This is a genomic window from Sphingomonas sp. CFBP9019 (assembly GCF_034045155.1).
Taxonomy (GTDB): Bacteria; Pseudomonadota; Alphaproteobacteria; order Sphingomonadales; family Sphingomonadaceae; genus Sphingomonas; species Sphingomonas aerolata.
This window is the reverse complement of record NZ_JAXCWK010000005.1, coordinates 212,194-228,817: the sequence shown is the minus strand read 5'-3', so window position 1 is coordinate 228,817 and position 16,624 is coordinate 212,194. Positions and strand designations below refer to the sequence as shown.

At 66.0% G+C, this 16,624-nt stretch carries 18 protein-coding genes; 14 read left to right on the top strand and 4 right to left on the bottom strand.

Annotated features, from left to right (window positions below; genetic code table 11):
• The first annotated feature begins 119 nt into the window (after positions 1 to 119).
• The 3 genes from SOM18_RS16125 to SOM18_RS16115 are packed head-to-tail and all read left to right on the top strand — an operon-like array spanning position 120 to position 1,119.
• Positions 120 to 356 (top strand): hypothetical protein, encoded by a 237-nt coding sequence (locus SOM18_RS16125; protein WP_031440221.1) that lies wholly within the window; start codon positions 120 to 122, stop codon positions 354 to 356.
• Positions 356 to 610 carry a transcriptional regulator gene (locus SOM18_RS16120; RefSeq protein ID WP_052149302.1) on the top strand — a complete coding sequence of 85 codons (255 nt, stop codon included), beginning with the start codon at positions 356 to 358 and terminating at the stop codon, positions 608 to 610. The genes SOM18_RS16125 and SOM18_RS16120 overlap by 1 nt, the downstream gene beginning before the upstream one ends.
• A gap of 32 nt (positions 611 to 642) precedes the next feature.
• Entirely contained in the window at positions 643 to 1,119 is a 477-nt protein-coding gene (locus tag SOM18_RS16115; RefSeq protein WP_031440223.1) for a hypothetical protein, read from the top strand.
• A 390-nt stretch (positions 1,120 to 1,509) separates the two neighbouring features.
• Here the strand turns inward: SOM18_RS16115 and SOM18_RS16110 are convergent, their stop codons facing one another.
• A complete protein-coding gene (locus SOM18_RS16110; protein WP_031440224.1) occupies positions 1,510 to 1,989 on the bottom strand; it encodes an SRPBCC domain-containing protein in 480 nt (159 codons plus the stop codon).
• Between the two features lie 297 nt (positions 1,990 to 2,286).
• Here SOM18_RS16110 and SOM18_RS16105 point away from each other — a divergent pair, with 297 nt between their 5' ends.
• The 7 genes from SOM18_RS16105 (at position 2,287) to SOM18_RS16075 (ending at position 11,093) form a co-directional block, all read left to right on the top strand.
• On the top strand, positions 2,287 to 3,165 hold the full coding sequence (locus SOM18_RS16105; RefSeq protein WP_320481978.1) for a TorF family putative porin: 879 nt from the start codon (positions 2,287 to 2,289) through the stop codon (positions 3,163 to 3,165).
• 106 nt (positions 3,166 to 3,271) lie between these two features.
• Positions 3,272 to 3,361 (top strand): K(+)-transporting ATPase subunit F, encoded by a 90-nt coding sequence (kdpF, locus tag SOM18_RS16100; RefSeq protein ID WP_037531783.1) that lies wholly within the window; start codon positions 3,272 to 3,274, stop codon positions 3,359 to 3,361.
• A gap of 14 nt (positions 3,362 to 3,375) precedes the next feature.
• A complete protein-coding gene (gene kdpA, locus SOM18_RS16095; RefSeq protein ID WP_031440226.1) occupies positions 3,376 to 5,079 on the top strand; it encodes a potassium-transporting ATPase subunit KdpA in 1,704 nt (567 codons plus the stop codon).
• Between the two features lie 12 nt (positions 5,080 to 5,091).
• Positions 5,092 to 7,128 (top strand): potassium-transporting ATPase subunit KdpB, encoded by a 2,037-nt coding sequence (gene kdpB / locus SOM18_RS16090; RefSeq protein ID WP_031440227.1) that lies wholly within the window; start codon positions 5,092 to 5,094, stop codon positions 7,126 to 7,128.
• Positions 7,129 to 7,140: 12 nt separating this feature from the next.
• Positions 7,141 to 7,731, top strand: a complete 591-nt coding sequence (gene kdpC / locus SOM18_RS16085; protein ID WP_031440228.1) for a potassium-transporting ATPase subunit KdpC — start codon at positions 7,141 to 7,143, stop codon at positions 7,729 to 7,731.
• A complete protein-coding gene (locus SOM18_RS16080; protein ID WP_031440229.1) occupies positions 7,731 to 10,406 on the top strand; it encodes a sensor histidine kinase in 2,676 nt (891 codons plus the stop codon). The genes kdpC and SOM18_RS16080 overlap by 1 nt, the downstream gene beginning before the upstream one ends.
• Positions 10,407 to 11,093 (top strand): response regulator transcription factor, encoded by a 687-nt coding sequence (locus SOM18_RS16075; protein ID WP_031440230.1) that lies wholly within the window; start codon positions 10,407 to 10,409, stop codon positions 11,091 to 11,093.
• Positions 11,094 to 11,174: 81 nt separating this feature from the next.
• On the opposite strand, the gene SOM18_RS16070 is transcribed toward SOM18_RS16075, so the two are convergent.
• On the bottom strand, positions 11,175 to 11,333 hold the full coding sequence (locus SOM18_RS16070; protein WP_156363512.1) for a hypothetical protein: 159 nt from the start codon (positions 11,331 to 11,333) through the stop codon (positions 11,175 to 11,177).
• Positions 11,334 to 11,649: 316 nt separating this feature from the next.
• Between SOM18_RS16070 and SOM18_RS16065 the strand changes: the two genes are divergently transcribed.
• Complete coding sequence (locus SOM18_RS16065) at positions 11,650 to 13,524, top strand: GGDEF domain-containing protein (RefSeq protein ID WP_320481977.1); 1,875 nt, start codon at positions 11,650 to 11,652, stop codon at positions 13,522 to 13,524.
• A 66-nt stretch (positions 13,525 to 13,590) separates the two neighbouring features.
• Here SOM18_RS16065 and SOM18_RS16060 read toward each other — a convergent pair whose 3' ends face one another.
• Positions 13,591 to 14,010, bottom strand: a complete 420-nt coding sequence (locus SOM18_RS16060; RefSeq protein ID WP_320481976.1) for a hypothetical protein — start codon at positions 14,008 to 14,010, stop codon at positions 13,591 to 13,593.
• 144 nt (positions 14,011 to 14,154) lie between these two features.
• Here SOM18_RS16060 and SOM18_RS16055 point away from each other — a divergent pair, with 144 nt between their 5' ends.
• The 3 genes from SOM18_RS16055 to SOM18_RS16045 all read left to right on the top strand — a co-directional run bounded on the left by SOM18_RS16055 (position 14,155) and on the right by SOM18_RS16045 (position 15,809).
• Positions 14,155 to 14,613, top strand: coding sequence for a membrane protein (locus SOM18_RS16055; RefSeq protein ID WP_031440233.1), 459 nt, complete (start codon positions 14,155 to 14,157; stop codon positions 14,611 to 14,613).
• Between the two features lie 179 nt (positions 14,614 to 14,792).
• Positions 14,793 to 15,215 carry a hypothetical protein gene (locus SOM18_RS16050; protein WP_031440234.1) on the top strand — a complete coding sequence of 141 codons (423 nt, stop codon included), beginning with the start codon at positions 14,793 to 14,795 and terminating at the stop codon, positions 15,213 to 15,215.
• A gap of 12 nt (positions 15,216 to 15,227) precedes the next feature.
• On the top strand, positions 15,228 to 15,809 hold the full coding sequence (locus SOM18_RS16045; protein WP_159511613.1) for a hypothetical protein: 582 nt from the start codon (positions 15,228 to 15,230) through the stop codon (positions 15,807 to 15,809).
• Between the two features lie 103 nt (positions 15,810 to 15,912).
• Here SOM18_RS16045 and SOM18_RS16040 read toward each other — a convergent pair whose 3' ends face one another.
• Positions 15,913 to 16,566 (bottom strand): SOS response-associated peptidase family protein, encoded by a 654-nt coding sequence (locus tag SOM18_RS16040; protein ID WP_031440236.1) that lies wholly within the window; start codon positions 16,564 to 16,566, stop codon positions 15,913 to 15,915.
• Positions 16,567 to 16,624 lie beyond the last annotated feature (58 nt).

Here is a 16,624-nt window from a genome sequence, read left to right as displayed (position 1 = left end):
GCGCGTCGATTCCTCCCCCGCCGAAGCGGACGGCTCGCACATGAACGGCCTAAGCCCATTGAGAACGAAACGGGAACAGGATAGAAGTGCCGTCATCGAGTCGGCAGGAGGATCAGGTGATGGGCAGGGACGATGACGGGGTTGAAACGACGCGTGAGACATTCGGCAGGTGGCTGCTGAAACAGCGCGATCGCGGCGACTGGATCGATCCGGTCGCGGATGCAGCACGCGCCGATCGTCAGTTTCCGAAGGACGGCGACCCGGAAGCCGTACGCAAGCGCCTGCGCGAGATGTCGGCGGATGGCGATGCGTTCGCGGCGATCGACGATGCCGAACTGGACTGGATGGTGCAGTAATGGGCGCGAGACTTCGCCTGGCGCTGGTGCCGGCAGATCCGCGCCAGGCGTTGCGCCAGCTGGCCGACGAACGCGGAGAGAGCCTTTCCGCCCTGTCGCGCATGATCGACCGGTCGCCCGGCTATTTGGCGCGCTTCATCAACGAGGGGCGTCCGGCGGCCCTGACCTGCGACAATCACCAGCAGCTCTGCACGTATCTCGGCGCGGGGGAGTTCGGGCTCGGGATTCGCGACATCTGGGTCCCGCGCACATGACGCGGCGCTGCATCGGGCGCCGTGCGTGACCAATGTCCGATCCTGCAAAACCGCCCACGCGTGCGCGGCTGATCTACACCGCGCTGTGCGTGCTCGACCAGACGATCGACGATTGCTGTCCGCACCCGGTGAGGCCAAATCCGGGGCTGCGGCTGGCGTTGGCCTTGCTGCATTTCTGGGGTGAGGGCGACCGGTCGCCGTTCGACCAGTTCTGGCGGGTGGTCACCGCGGCACCCAATGCGATCACGCGGACGCCGGACACGCGGGCGACCTATGCCCGGACCTATCTTAGCGCGATCTGCCGGCAGGTCGGAATGCCGCTCAGCGTCGATATGCTGATCGGCCTGCGCAAGGCGCGCGGCCTGCCGACCTATGAACGGCCGCCCGCCGCTTGCCTGTGCCCGGTGATGGCAGAAGCGCCACAAGACGACGGCGGCGACCCGATAAAGGCCGTTGGACGCTCGCCCGATCGCGATGCTGCCGTTGGAAAAGGAGGGCAGGGCGCGTGACGGGGCGCTGTCTGTCTCGATCCGGGATTCGCGGACGACATGAGGCTTGTCCGCCGCGGCCATATTTGAGACGCTCGTCGCAGAGCTTACTGCTCCAAGACGGTAAGAGCTCGGCATCCCGCCCGCGACATCGACGGTGTCACACGGAGCGGGCGGGATGCTTCACACATTATCAACTAGTTGATCCTAATCAAGCACTCGAGGCTCTCGCCTCCAGTGACGAGTACCCTCAGCGCCCCGCCATGATCTTTCACACGGACATGCGGGGCGCTTTTCTCGTCTTTGGCCAAGACACGGGATCCATGCCGTAGCGGACAGCTGGGCGGGTCTGGCAAACGCTCCACGACTCCAGCGAGCATATACTCCCAGAGCAGCGGTTCCCGACCCGCGCTATCGATCCTGGCCGGCGAGTAATGCGCCGAGTTGTTCGAGCTGCTCCGGCAATCCTGCCGCCGAGCCCTGCAGTGCCTCGTCGAGCGCCTCCCGGGACGGATAGAATTCGCGAAACGTCAGCAGCGTCAGTGCATCGCGGTCCTCGAAGGTCACCGTCGTGATCGCGCCCTCTTCGCCTTCGTCATTGGTCCAGACGATGCGGTCGTTCGGTACCACCTCGATATACCGGCCGTAGAAGGTCATGATATCGGAGCCGCCGGCGCTGAACCCCAGCCGGTATGTGCCGCCGGTGCGGACGTCGAGGTCGCAAGCGACCAGCGAAATGCCGGCGACGGACTTCGGTACCCACCATCGCTGGAAGAGATCGGCCTGGCTCCACGCCTCATAGACCGTGCTGCGCGGCGCATCGAATATCCGCGTCACGACGAGTTCGCGATCGCCGCAGCGCTCGACCGCATTGCTACCCTGGCCGTTCATCGTTTTCCTCCTGCTTCAGGTCACGGATCACATTCTCCAATACGGCAAAGCGGGCCTCGCAAAGCTGCCGGTGTGCCTCGATCCACATCGCCCCCGCGGCGAGGCCGCGCGCGCCATCGCCAATTTGGCGCCGGTTTATCACCGGGCATATCGGCCCACAGCGTAAAAAATGCGCCAGCTATATGCGCGCTATATGCCATTTCCCGGAATCGATCTCGAATTGCTGCGATCGATGCGCCTAATCGCACATCTCTGAAGGCATCGTCGTGTGACGAGCGCCGTTCAAGGGGTGCATCAATGAAGTTCCGTCATGCGGCCATGGTCGTCGCGATCCTCGCTCTTCCCGTCACCGCGCAGGCGCAATCGACACCCGGCGACAAGGCCGAGGCGGCTGCGGATACGGCCCCGCCGGCAACGCTGACGGTCAGCGGTTCGGCGGCGATCGCCTCCGACTATCGGTTTCGCGGCGTGTCGCAGTCCGACCGGGAAATGGCCGTCCAGGGCGGCATCACGGTGTCGCATGAGAGCGGACTCTATGCCGGCGTCTGGGGATCGAACCTTGCCGGCTGGGGGACGTTCGGCGGCGCCAATATGGAGCTCGATCTGATCGGGGGCTACAAGGTGAAGCTGGCCGACAATGCGACGCTCGACGCCGGGCTGACCTGGTACATGTATCCGGGTGGCGCGGACAACACCGACTTTGCCGAGCCCTATGCCAAGCTCAGCGGCACCGCCGGCCCCGCAACGCTGACCGCGGGCGTCGCCTATGCGCTCAAACAGCAGGCGATCGGCAAATGGTATGCGACCGGCGCCGATGCCGCGGCGGGCCTCTATACGAGTCCGGGCGACAAGGACGACAATCTGTACCTGTGGGGCGACGGCGCGCTTGCGCTGGCCGGTACGCCGATCACCGCCAAGGCGCATGTCGGGCATAGCTGGGGGCAGGACGGGCTAGGCCCCAACGCGACCGCGGTCGCGCCGACCGGCGAATATTGGGACTGGTCGCTCGGCGCGGATGCGACCTGGCACAACCTCACCTTCAACGTGTCGTACATCGACACCGACATTTCGGGCGCCGAGGCGATCTATCTGCGCCCCAGTTTCAGCAAGGGACAGGACGGCAGCGGCAATATCGCCGGCGGCACCATCGTCGCGTCGCTCACCGCGGCCTTTTGAGGAGAGATGGTGATGGACGACCTGATCTGGATCCTCGTCATGGTCGGGCTGGTGGCGGCGACGCTCGCTTATGCCCGGCTCTGCGACAACGCGTGAGGACGCACGCATGACGCTCGACCTCTGGCTCGCGGCGCTGACCGCGCTTGGCCTTCTCGTCTACCTGGTGGCGGTCCTGATCCGCCCCGAACGCTTCTGAAGGAGGCGGACACCATGACATTCCAGGGCTGGATCCTGATCCTCGGCTTCGTCGCCATCCTGCTCGCGCTGACCAAACCGGTCGGCGTGTGGCTTTTCACGCTGTACGAGGGACGGCGGACACCGCTCCACATCGTGCTCGGCCCGGTCGAGCGCGGTTTCTACAAACTGGCCGGGATCGATCCCGACGCCGAGCAGGGCTGGCGGCGCTATGCGCTGCATATGCTCCTGTTCAACGTTGCGTTGATGGCGTTTACCTATGCGGTGCTGCGCTTGCAGGGCGTGCTGCCGGGGAACCCGCAGGGGCTGGCCGGGCTCAGCCCGAACCTCGCGTTCAACACCGCGATCAGCTTCACCACCAACACCAACTGGCAGAGCTATGGCGGGGAATCGACGATGTCGAACCTCAGCCAGATGCTGGGGCTGACGATCCACAATTTCCTGAGCGCGGCGACCGGGATCGCGCTGGCGTTCGCGCTGCTCCGCGGCTTCGCGCGGCGCGAGTCCAAGGCGATCGGCAATTTCTGGGCGGATATGACGCGGGTCACGCTCTATATCCTGCTGCCGATCTCGATCGTCTACGCGCTGTTCCTGATCGCTAGCGGCGTGCCGCAGACGATGGCGGGCGTGGTCGACGTGCAGACGCTGGAAGGCGCGAAACAGTCGCTGCTGCTCGGCCCGGTCGCGAGCCAGGAGGCGATCAAGATGCTCGGCACCAATGGTGGCGGTTTCTTCAACGCGAACTCCGCGCATCCGTTCGAGAACCCGACCGCGCTGACCAACCTCGTCCAGATGCTGTCGATCTTCCTGATCGGCTTCGGGCTGACCTGGACGTTCGGCAAGGCGGTCGGCAACACGCGCCAGGGCTGGGCGATCCTGTCGGCGATGCTGATCCTGTTCCTCGCAGGCGTCACCGTCACCTATTGGCAGGAAGCCGCGGGCAACCCGGTGCTGCACCATCTCGGCGTCGCGGGCGGCAACATGGAGGGCAAGGAAGTCCGCTTCGGGATCGCCGCATCCGCCTTGTTCTCGGTCGTCACCACCGCGGCGTCGTGCGGCGCGGTCAACAGCATGCACGACAGCTTCACCGCGCTCGGCGGGATGATCCCGCTGTTCAACATGCAGCTCGGCGAGGTCGTGATCGGCGGCGTCGGCGCAGGGATTTACGGCTTCCTGCTGTTCGCGATCCTCGCGGTGTTCGTCGCTGGGCTGATGGTCGGGCGCACACCCGAATATGTCGGCAAGAAGATCGAAAGCCGCGAGGTGAAGCTGGCGGTGCTGGCGATCGCGGTGTTGCCGCTGATGATCCTCGGGCTGACCGCGCTGTCGTCGGTACTGCAACAAGGGCTGGCGGGGCCGCTCAACAAGGGGCCGCATGGCTTCTCGGAGATCCTCTACGCCTTCACCAGCGCAGTCGCCAACAACGGCTCCGCCTTTGCGGGCCTGACCGCCAACACGCCCTATTACAACGGGCTGCTGGGCGTCGCGATGTGGATGGGGCGGTTCTTCATCATCGTGCCGATGCTCGCCATCGCGGGGAGTCTGGCCGCGAAGAAGTACACGCCCGAAAGCGCGGGCTCGTTCCCGACGACGGGCGGGCTGTGGGTGGGGCTGCTGGTCGGCATCATCCTGATCCTGGGTGGTCTCACCTTCCTGCCGGGCCTCGCGCTCGGTCCCATCGCCGATCATCTCGCGATGATCAGCGGCAAACTGTCCTGATCGGGGGCCACCATGGCAAAGACCCAGACCAAAAGCCTGTTCACGGCCGACCTCATCGTGCCCGCGATCAAGGCCTCGTTCCTCAAGCTCAATCCGAAAGAGTTGATCCGCAACCCGGTGATGTTCGTCACCGGCGTGGTCGCCGCGTTGATGACCGTGCTGCTCGTGGTCGGGCAGGACAATCTGTCGCTCGGCTTCAAGCTCCAGCTCGTCATCTGGCTGTGGCTGACCGTGGTGTTCGGCACCTTTGCCGAAGCGCTCGCCGAGGGGCGCGGCAAGGCGCAGGCGGCGTCGTTGCGCGCGACCAAGGCCGAACTGACCGCAAAGCGGCTGAAAGGCGACGGGCGCGAGTTCGACGCGGTGCCCGCCAGCCAGCTCAAGGTCGGTGATATCGTGCTGGTCGAGACCAACGACCTCATCCCGTCGGACGGCGATGTCGTTTCGGGTGTCGCCTCGGTCAACGAGGCGGCGATCACCGGCGAGAGCGCGCCGGTGATCCGCGAGGCGGGCGGCGACCGCTCGGCGGTGACCGCGGGCACGCGCGTCATTTCGGACGAGATCCGCGTCAAGGTGACGGTCGAACCCGGCAAGGGTTTCCTCGACCGGATGATCGCGCTGGTCGAGGGTGCCGAGCGGCAGAAGACGCCGAACGAGATCGCACTGACGCTGCTGCTCGTCGGGCTGACGGTCATCTTTCTCATCGCGGTCGGCACCGTCCCGGGCTTTGCGTCCTATGCCGGCGGGTCGATACCGGTGGCGATGCTGGCGGCGCTGCTGATCACGCTGATCCCGACGACAATCGCGGCGTTGCTGTCGGCGATCGGGATCGCGGGCATGGACCGGCTGGTGCGCTTCAACGTGCTCGCCAAGTCGGGGCGCGCCGTGGAGGCCGCGGGCGACATCGACGTGCTGCTGCTCGACAAGACCGGGACGATCACGATCGGCGACCGGCAGGCGAGCGAGTTCCGCGCGGTCTCCGGCACCAGCGCCCAGCAATTGGCCGAAGCCGCGTTGATCGCCAGCCTTGCCGACGAGACGCCGGAAGGCCGCTCGATCGTGCTGCTCGCGCGGCAAACATTCAACGTCGCGATCACCGCGCTCCCTACCGGGGCCGAGATCATCCCGTTCACCGCGCAGACCCGCATTTCGGGCGTGAAGATGGCCGACACCTTGATCCAGAAGGGGGCGGTGGACTCGATCCTGCGCGCCAATGCCGGATCGGGCGAAACCGCCGCGGCGACCGAACTGCGCCGGATCACCGACGAGATCGCCCGCGCGGGCGGGACACCGCTGGCGGTGGCGCAGGACGGGCGCCTGCTCGGCGCGATCTTCCTCAAGGACGTGGTCAAGGCCGGCATCCGCGAGCGGTTCGGCGAGCTGCGTGCGATGGGCATCCGCACGGTTATGATCACCGGCGACAACCCGCTGACCGCCGCGGCGATCGCGGCCGAGGCCGGGGTGGACGATTTCCTCGCCCAGGCGACGCCCGAGGACAAGCTGGAGCTGATCCGCAAGGAACAGACCGGCGGCCGGCTCGTCGCGATGTGCGGTGACGGCACCAACGATGCGCCTGCCTTGGCGCAGGCCGATGTCGGGGTCGCGATGAACACCGGCACGCAGGCGGCGCGCGAGGCGGGCAACATGGTCGATCTCGACAGCGATCCGACCAAGCTGATCGAGGTCGTCGGCCTCGGCAAGCAGCTGCTGATGACGCGCGGGGCGCTGACGACCTTCTCGGTCGCCAACGACGTCGCGAAATATTTCGCGATCATCCCGGCGATGTTCGTCGTGCTCTATCCGGGGCTCGGCGTGCTCAACGTTATGCGGTTGGGGAGCCCCGAAAGCGCGATCCTGTCGGCGATCATCTTCAACGCGGTCATCATCCCGTGCCTCGTCCCGCTGGCACTACGCGGCGTCGCCTACAGGCCGATGGCAGCCGGACCGCTGCTCGCACGCAACCTCGCGGTGTACGGTCTGGGTGGCCTCGTCGCACCGTTCATCGGCATCAAGCTCATCGACCTTGTGGTCGGTGGCCTCGGTCTCGCATAAGGAAAGACAGACATGGGCAAGGATTTCACCTCCGCGCTGCGGCCGGCGATCGTCATGACGATCCTGTTCGCGGTCCTTCTCGGGCTCGTCTACCCGCTCGCCATGACCGGGATCGGCCAGGCGATCTTCCCCTCTCAGGCGAACGGCAGCCTGGTGCGCGATGCGCGCGGGACCGTCATTGGCTCGACCGTGGTGGGGCAGGCGTTCACGACCGATCGCTACTTCCAGACGCGGCCATCGGCGGCCGGCAAGGGCTATGACGGTCTGGCGTCGTCGGGGTCGAATCTCGGACCGGCGAGCCAGGCGCTGGTCGATCGCGTGACGCCCGACGTCGCGAAACGCCGTGCCGAGGGTGTGGCTGGTCCGGTGCCTGCCGATCTGGTCACCGCCAGTGGTTCGGGCCTCGACCCCGACCTGTCGCCCGCCGCCGCGCTGACGCAGGCGCCACGCATCGCGCGTGTTCGCGGCGTGTCGGTCGAGCGGGTTCGCGCTTTGGTCACGGATGCAACGGATGCGTCCATCCTCGGGGAGCCGCACGTCAACGTGCTGGCGCTCAACCGCGCGCTCGACGGCCTGTCGGCCTCGGGCGCGCCCGCGCGCTGATGCCGGTCTCGGGTGACGGCAGACCTGACCCCGACGCCCTCCTGCGCGCTGCTGCGCAGGAGGGCAGGGGGCGTTTCAAGGTGTTCCTCGGCGCCGCGCCCGGAGTCGGCAAGACGTTCGAGATGCTGTCCGAGGGCGCGGCGCGGCGCCGCGACGGCGTCGACGTCGTCGTCGGCGTGGTCGAGACGCACGGCCGGGCGGAAACCCAGGCGCTGACCCGCGGCCACGAGATCATCGCGAGGCGGGCGATCGCCTATGAGGGCCGCACGCTGGAGGAAATGGATCTCGATGCGATCCTCGCGCGGGCGCCGCGTCTCGTCCTCGTCGACGAGCTCGCACATAGCAACGCGCCGGGCAGTCGCCACCCCAAACGCTATCAGGACGTAGAGGAACTGCTGGTCGCCGGGATCGACGTCTATTCGACCGTCAACATCCAGCACGTCGAGAGCCTGAACGACATCGTCGCCAGCTTCACCCGCGTCCGGGTCCGCGAGACGGTACCCGACAGCGTGCTGGAAATGGCCGAGATCGAGGTCGTCGACATCCCGCCCGACGAGCTGATCGAGCGACTGCGCGCGGGCAAGGTGTATCTGCCGCACGAGGCGACGCGGGCGCTGTCGCACTTCTTCTCCAAATCGAACCTGTCCGCTTTGCGCGAACTGGCGCTGCGGCGCGCGGCACAGGCGGTCGACGCGCGGATGCTCGACGACGTTCGTGCACTCGGGCTCGGCGGCACCTGGGCGGGCAGCGACCGGATCGTCGTCGCGATCAACGAACTGCCCGGTGCCGACACGCTCGTGCGCGCCGCCAAGCGCGTGGCCGACGGTCTGCGTGGCCCCTGGACCGCGCTCTTCATCGAAACCCCGCGCGTCGCGAATTTCTCCGACGCCGAACATCAACGCGTTGCCGCGGCGATGACGCTGGCGACGCAGCTCGGTGCAGCCGTCGCGACGGTGCCTGCGACCGATGTGGTGGCGGGTATTCAGGGCTTTCTCGCCGATGCCCGCGCGACGCAGCTGGTCATGGGAAAGTCGCACCGGTCGCGGTGGTTCGAGTTCCTGCACGGTTCGGTCGTCGACCGCGTGATCCGCGATACCCCGGGGGTCACCGTCCATGTGCTGCCCGTGGCTGCAGACCCGCGCGGCCGGGAACGCGGCCGGCGCCGGCCGGCGCGGTGGGGTACGCCCGCCGGCTATATAGTTACGACCGCACTCGTCGCGAGCGTCACCGGCGTCGCCAGTGCCCTGTTCCACATCCTCGATCTCGGCAACGTCGCGCTGTTGTACCTGTTGCCGGTCATGGCCGCCGCCAGCCTCTATGGCCTGCGGACCGGTCTTTACGCGGGGATCGCCTCCAGCCTTGCCTACAACTTCTTCTTCCTGCCGCCGGTCGGTACGCTGAGCATCAGCAATCCCGAAAATCTGGTCTCTGTCGTCGTCCTGCTCGCCATCGCGGTCGCGACGAGCCAGCTGACCTCACGTGTCCGGGCGCAGGCGGATCTGGCCGCGGCGAGTGCGCGGACCAACGCGACGCTTGCCGGTTTTCTGCGCCAGATCACGAGCGTCAACGACATCGACGTCGCGGCGCAGATGATCTGCGACGACGTCCGCGGGCTGCTCGACGTACAGGTCGTCCTGCTGGTGCCCGGGATCGGCAAGAGCCTGGAGATCCTCGCGGCCAGCGATGCCGGCTATCATCTCGGCACGATGGATACCGCCGCGGCGACCTGGGCGCTGGACACGGGGATGGCGGCCGGGAAAGGATCGGGCACGCTTGCGGCATCGGAGTGGCTGTTTCAGCCGCTGAAGGCCGGCGGCCGCGTGCTGGGCGTGCTGGGCGTGGCGAAGGATAGCGCGGCCGACCCGGTCCGCGCCGACCAGCTGCCGCTGCTCAGCAGCCTGCTCGACCAGTCCGCCTTGGTGCTCGAGCGGTTGCGGCTCGAGGTCGAGATGCGCGATGTCGAGACCGTGCGGACGCGCGACCGCCTGCGCGCGGCGCTGCTGTCGTCGGTGAGCCATGACCTGCGCACGCCGCTTACCGCGGTCATTGCCGCGGCGGACCAGCTCGAGCATGGCGCGACGCCCGACCTGATCGCGACGATCAAGGCCGAGGCCGCGCGGCTCAATCGTTTCGTCGCCAATCTGCTCGACATGGCCCGGGTCGAGGCGGGCGCATTGAAGCTTAACATCGAACCGACCGACCTCAGCGATGCGGTCACCGGCGCGGCGCACGATGCGCGGCGCGCGCTGGAGGGCCATGCGGTTCGGCTCGACGTCCCGCCCGATCTTCCACTGGTCTACACCGACCCGCAGCTGCTCCATCATTGCCTGCTCAACCTGCTCGACAATGCGGGGCGCTACGGCGATCCCGGGACCGAGATCGTGATCGAGGGGCGGCACCGGTTCGGCGAGCTTCGTCTGGCGGTCATGGATCACGGACCCGGCCTGCCGCCGGGCAAGGAAACCGAAGTGTTCGAGACGTTCCGCCGCCTCGAAGGGTCCGATCGCGCGGTGGGTGGAACGGGGCTCGGCCTCGCGATCGTCAAGGCGTTCGCGGAGGCGATGGACATGATGGTCGAGGCCGGGAACCGCAACGATGGTAGCGGAGCCGCCTTCGCACTGATCTTCCCCCGCGCGCTCATCGTCCGCGACCTCAAACCCGAAAGCATCGCCTGAATGCCCGCAAAGATTCTCGTGGTGGACGACGAAGCCGCGATCCGCCGCCTGCTGCGCAACACGCTCACCCGCGCGGGCTATGCCGTGGTCGAGGCCGAGGACGGGCGGCAGGCGCTGCAGCAGGCGGCGGTCGAGCATCCGAGCGCGGTCCTGCTCGACCTCGGTCTGCCCGACCGCGACGGGTTGAGCCTCATCCCGCTGCTGCGGACGCACGGCGATGCCGTGATCCTGGTGGTGTCGGCACGCGATGCGGTCGACGAGAAGGTCACGGCACTCGACCTGGGGGCGGATGATTTCATCACCAAGCCGTTCGACAGCGAGGAACTGCTCGCCCGCCTGCGCGTGGCGCTGCGTCATCATGGACTGTCTGAAACCACGCCTAAGATCGTGCGCACCGGTGACGTCAGCATCGATCTCGATCGTCGGGTCGTGTTCCGCGGCGACGAGGAACTGCATCTCACTCGCAAGGAGCATGACGTGCTCGCGGTGCTCGCCCGGCACATCGGCCGCGTCGTGACGCATCAGCGCGTGCTCGCGGCGGCCTGGGGCGGCGAGGAAGACCCGCGCGTCGAATACCTCCGCATCGTCATCCGCAACCTGCGGCAGAAGCTGGAGCACCCGGGACCAGTCGGCAGCGTGATCGCCAACGAACTGGGCGTCGGCTACCGCTTGCGTGCCGATGCGTAGCGAGGTCCTTGCGGATATCTCGATTGACATAGCATCGACGGGCACCGCGACTTGGATGCCTGACCGATGCCGGTGTCCTCGTCAGGCGGCCGTGCTGACGGGCGTTTCCGAAATGAGCGACAGATACAGGTTCGCGAGTTCGTAATGGCGGGCGCAGGCGCTTGGATCTTCGGTGGCGGCGGCCATTGCAATTTCCTGCTCGGCTCGCCGTTCGAAATAGCACCGATCTGCGTCCGTCATCGTCAAGCCCCTCGCGCAGCATCGCCCGCGTGTGTTCCGCCGCCGGCGAGTGCCAGCCATGCGGCGTCCTAGGCGCGGGACCAGATCGCGACAAGACCTATTGTTCGCTATATGTTCTTTGGCTAAGGACCCTCAATCCGTGGCGAAGTCCGTGCGTGTCGGTCGGACTCCGGAGGGCTCGTGCAGTACAGTTCTGGGTGCGCGTCCGTTGACGAATGGATACATGCCAAATCGGGCTGAACTATAGCCGTTTGGGATGTTCATGAAAAGTAAATAGAAATTGTTCTCAGATGCATCCATGGCTTATGATTTCTCCATGACCGATCTATCCTATCCAGTCGGTGATGATACCCAGCGTGTGGTGCTGCAACTCCAGAACGCGATACTCAAGAGGATTGCACGGGGCGAGAGTCTGGACGTGACCTGCCGGTCGTTATGCGAGAAGGTCGAGCAGCTGGTGCCCGGCGTGATCTGTTCGGTCCTGACGGTCGACCGCGCGGGCAGGATGCATCCGCTGGCCGGCCCCAGTCTTCCGGAGTCGTATTCGCAGGCGATCGATGGCGCCGCGATCGGGCCGCTGGCGGGGTCGTGCGGCACCGCCGCGTATCTTGGCACCGACGTCAGCGTCGCGGATATCGCGACCGATCCGCGCTGGGCCGATTTCAAGCATCTGGTGGCGCCGCTTGGTCTGCGCGGCTGCTGGTCGAGTCCGATATCAAATCCGGACGGCGTTACCGTGGCGACCTTTGCCTTTTACTACCGCGAAGCGCGGGGGCCGACGGCGTTCGAACGCGTGCTCGTCGAGCATTGCCTGCATCTCTGCCTGATCGCCATTGACCGCCATAATCGCGTCGTCGAACATGAGCGGCGCGCCTTTACCGACACACTGACCGAGCTGCCCAACCGGGCCGCCTTCAATGCGGCATTGGCCGATATCCGGGAACGGGCGGTCGAGCGCTGGGCGCTGTTCGTGCTCGATCTCGACAATCTGAAGGTGATCAACGACACGTTCGGGCATCCGGCCGGCGATGCTGTCCTGCGAATCGTCGGTCAGCGCATCGCGGCGGCGGGGGAGCCCGGGCGGACCTTTCGGGTCGGCGGCGACGAATTCGCGCTGATCCTGGAGTCGGCGGACGATCTGGCCGAACCCGATGCGATCGCGCAGCGGATCCTCGATGCGCTGGGCCGACCCGCCGATTGCGGCGGCCAGATCGTCGTGCCGCGCGCGACCATCGGTGGCGCGGTCTATATCGCGGGCGATCCCGTCACCGACCCTGTGCGCCAGAACGCTGATTTCGCATTGTATCACGCAAAGGATACCGCGCGCGGCAGCTTCGTGATGTATTCGGCCGCGCTGGGTTCGAGCATGACGCGGCGCCTGCACGCGATCCGCGATGTCAGCGCAGCACTCTGCGACGGACGGATCGAGGCCTATTACCAGCCGATCTTCCGGCTCGACACGCGTGAGATCGTCGGTCTGGAAGCGCTGTGCCGGATGCGCATTGACGACAGGATCATTTCCGCCGCCGCGTTCCACGAAGCCACCAGCGATGCGCGGGTTTCGACCGCGCTGACCGAGAGGATGATGGGGCTTGTCGCCGCCGACATCCGGACCTGGCTCGATCTGGGTCTCGCGGTCCAGCATGTCGGGATCAACGTCTCGTCGGAGGATTTGAGCGGCGGGGCGATTGCGCGCGTGCTGGCATCGGCGTTCGAACGCCATGACGTCTCGCTCGAGCATGTCATCCTGGAGGTCACCGAGACCGTGTATATGGGCCGAGGCGACCAGGCGATCCAGGAGGCGATCCGCGCACTGCGTGACCACGGCATCCGGGTTGCACTCGACGATTTCGGAACCGGGTTCGCCTCGCTCACGCATCTTCTGACGGTGCCGGTCGACGTGATCAAGATCGACAAGACGTTCGTCGATCATCTCGAACCCGACAGCGTCAGCGCGACGATCGTCGAAGGGCTGATCCGTGTCGCCAAGAAGATGGGCATCCGGATCGTCGCGGAGGGAATCGAGTCGGATCAGCAGATCGCGCAGCTTCGCGCGATCGGCTGCGTGCTTGGCCAGGGATTCGTATTTTCCCCCGCCGTCGACCGGGATGCGACGACTGCGCTCCTGACGATGCACGGGCAGCGCGAGGCGCGGCGTGTCGGCAGTGGCGGGATGGCACGGGCCTCGTGAGGATGCGGCCGGTCTAGTGCCGGCGTACCTCGCGAGCCGGGGTGGCGCGGCACCCATGGCTCGGCCTTACTGGTAGCGGAGCGTCTTTTCGAACCCTTCATTCGCCTTGGCCATCTTGGCAATCTTGCGCAGCTGGCTGCGGACATGGCGCTGGAACCGGATATCGTCATAGATGCCGGTTGCGGTATAGTCTTCCTGGGCGATCAAGTCCTTGAGCCGTTTTGCAAAACCGGCCTGATCCGCGGTGCAGTCCGGTGCCTGAAGCGCCCGGCAGGCCCATTCCTCGGCAGCCGCCTTGTCATAATCGTCCTGCGCCTCGTAGCCGCGCCGGTCCGCCATTGCTTGGTCAAGCTTCGCCGCGGCAAGCCGTCGCTCGAGCCAGGTTTTGACCAGAGTCCCGTCCCACGCCGCGCTTTTGGTATTCGCCGGATCATTCATCGTTCGCTCCAATGCATTCCGGCATATGCGCAAATCGGGGACGTTCAAGCGCGTTTGCGGGCGCCGCTCTACGTATCGGGGTGATGCCCGGGTCGGTGCAGGATCGAGCGGCGCGCAGCGATGGAGCGCATTGACGGTGTCATCCGTTGACGAGGCAGATCAGACAATCGCTCCAACCGACAGGATCCCCTTATGCTTCGTTCCCTTCTGATAGGCCTGGTGGCCGGACAGCGTGCGATGACGCCGCTTGCTGCACTGGCCGGCGCCGCCCAGCGCGGCACGCTCCCCGAGGACACCGCTGGAGCGCGTCTGATGGCGATGCCGCTGATCACCGCCGGGGGCGTGGCGATGGCCGCGGCCGAAATGGCCGGCGACAAGATGAAGACCGCGCCCGATCGTACGGTGTTCCTCGGTCTGCTCGCGCGCACGATCACGGGCGGCTTTGCCGGCGCGGCGCTCGCCCCGCCAAAGCGTCAGCTGACGGGCGCAGCGCTCGGGATCGGTGCGGCGATCCTGTCATCCTATGGTGGCCTCGCCGCCCGCAAATGGGCGATGGAACGCTGGGGGCAGACGAGCACCGGGTTCGTCGAGGACGCGATCCTGATGTCCGCGGCGACCGCGATCGTTCACGCCAGGCCGGCGCACGCCTGACGCCGGATCGCCGTCAGCGGCGGCCACCACGCTTCCGCTGACGGCACGATCTCCGACTAGATCTGGCTATTCTAATACTTCGCTTCGTCACAATACATCAGATATCGATCTATTGCCTCCGGCTCCACCTTCTCGCGCACAAACAACAGTGATAAGCGCGGGATATTACGGGGGGATCTATGATTCGAGCAATCATTCTGGCTGCGGCATTTGCGGCGACGGTTCCAGCAGGGGCTTTGGCGAAGGATGATCCGAACACGCTGACGCACGGCATGGTGCAGATGAACCTGAAGGTCGGCACCACGACTCAGGCACAGATCATCGAGGCGTTTGGCGGACCGAACATTACCACTATCGATGGTTCCGGACAGGAAATGTGGGTCTATGACCGCCATGCCACGGTGTCTTACGACAAGACATCGGGGTTTTCGATCGGCCTGTTCGGCGGCGGTGGTGGCGGCGGCGGCGCGGGGCTGGGCGGTCTGGGGTTCAGCAACAAGAAGTCGCGGTCGAGCCAGTCGTCGCGCGCCATGACACTCGTGATCAAGTTCGACGCGAACAAGGTCGTCAGCGATTTCCAAAGCCGCAGCAGTTCGTTCTAAGGGGGAATATCAATGAAGAAGCTTATCGTAGCGCTCGCCATGGCGGGTGCATGCCTCGACGCGTCTGTCGTCCTTGCAAAAAAGCCGGTCGTTATGTCGTCGCTCGAACTGCAGCAGCTGCAGGGCCGGGACATCGAGGCGAGCAAGGATCAGGTGTTTGGCGCCGTCATGTCGGTGCTGCAGGATTCGGGCTATCGTATCCAGGCCGCCGACAAGGACACCGGGCTGATCACCGGCATCGCCTCGACCAAGGGCAAGATGTCGTACAGCCTGTGGACCGGTTTCGGTAAATCGAAGAAGACGCCGATCGTCTCGGCCTTTATCGAGCAGACCAGCCCGTCGACGACGCATGTGCGGCTGAGCTTCGTCATGGGGAAAGTCAAATCGACCGTCTATGGCTCGGGGGCGCAGGACGAAGAGCCGATCTACGACGTGTCGGTCTATCAGACGGCGTTCGAGCAGATCAACCAGACCGTGTTCATCCGCCAGACGATGAAATCCCCGGCCGCGACGGTGGCGTCGCCGGGTGCGCCGATCGCCGCGACGCCTGTCGCCACCACGGTCGCGCCCGCCGCGCCGTCCGCCCCCAAGTGACGATCGGTCAGGCGGGCGGTACGCCGCCCGCCTGATCATGGTTGCAGGTGATTGCCGCTTGGCGTCGGCGCGCGGCCCGATGCCGCGCTGGGTAGTTCGACACTTATAGCAGGGTGCGGCCCGTTGGCGCGGCGGTGCGGGTCGGAAAGACGGGGCCGCGCACCGTCATCCGGCTGGCCGGATAGGGGCGCTGCAGTGCGACGACGTCGTCGTAGCGACCGGTGAGCCAGAGCGCGTGATCCTCCGGATGCAGGATGGTGATCATCGCCTTGGGGTGGATCGGCACGACCAGTTCGTTCGCGTCGCAGGTGACCATCGCGAAATAGCGCTGCTCGCCGATCTGGCGCCAGAATCCGGCGATCGCGAACACGTCCTGGTCGATGACGTCGAACCACATCTCGCCCTTGATGGGCTTTTTCCCGTCGCCGCGATCAACGGGGTCGGGCGTCCATTCGCAGAATTCGGTGAGCGGGATCAGGCACCGGTTTTCGGGGTTCGCCGCGAGCGCTTTCCACTGCGGCAGCGCGAGGTTGCGGACATTGGTCATCGGCCATGGCGCCTGCCCGGCGGTCACGTCCCACTGCATCACATCGAGCCCGCGGGCCCCGTCCTGTTCGCGGATCACATAGGCGCGGCTTTTGGGATAGAGCTCGGTCGGATTGAACCGGTTATCCATCGGCCTTGGCGTCAGCCAGCCCGCGCCAAAGACTTCGGTCAGGGTTTCGGGCTCGCCCTCGAACCGCGCGCGATTACACATGGAGTGCCGATGCGATGCGACCGGCCGTCGCGCAAGCCTGCGGAAAGGCACGACACCC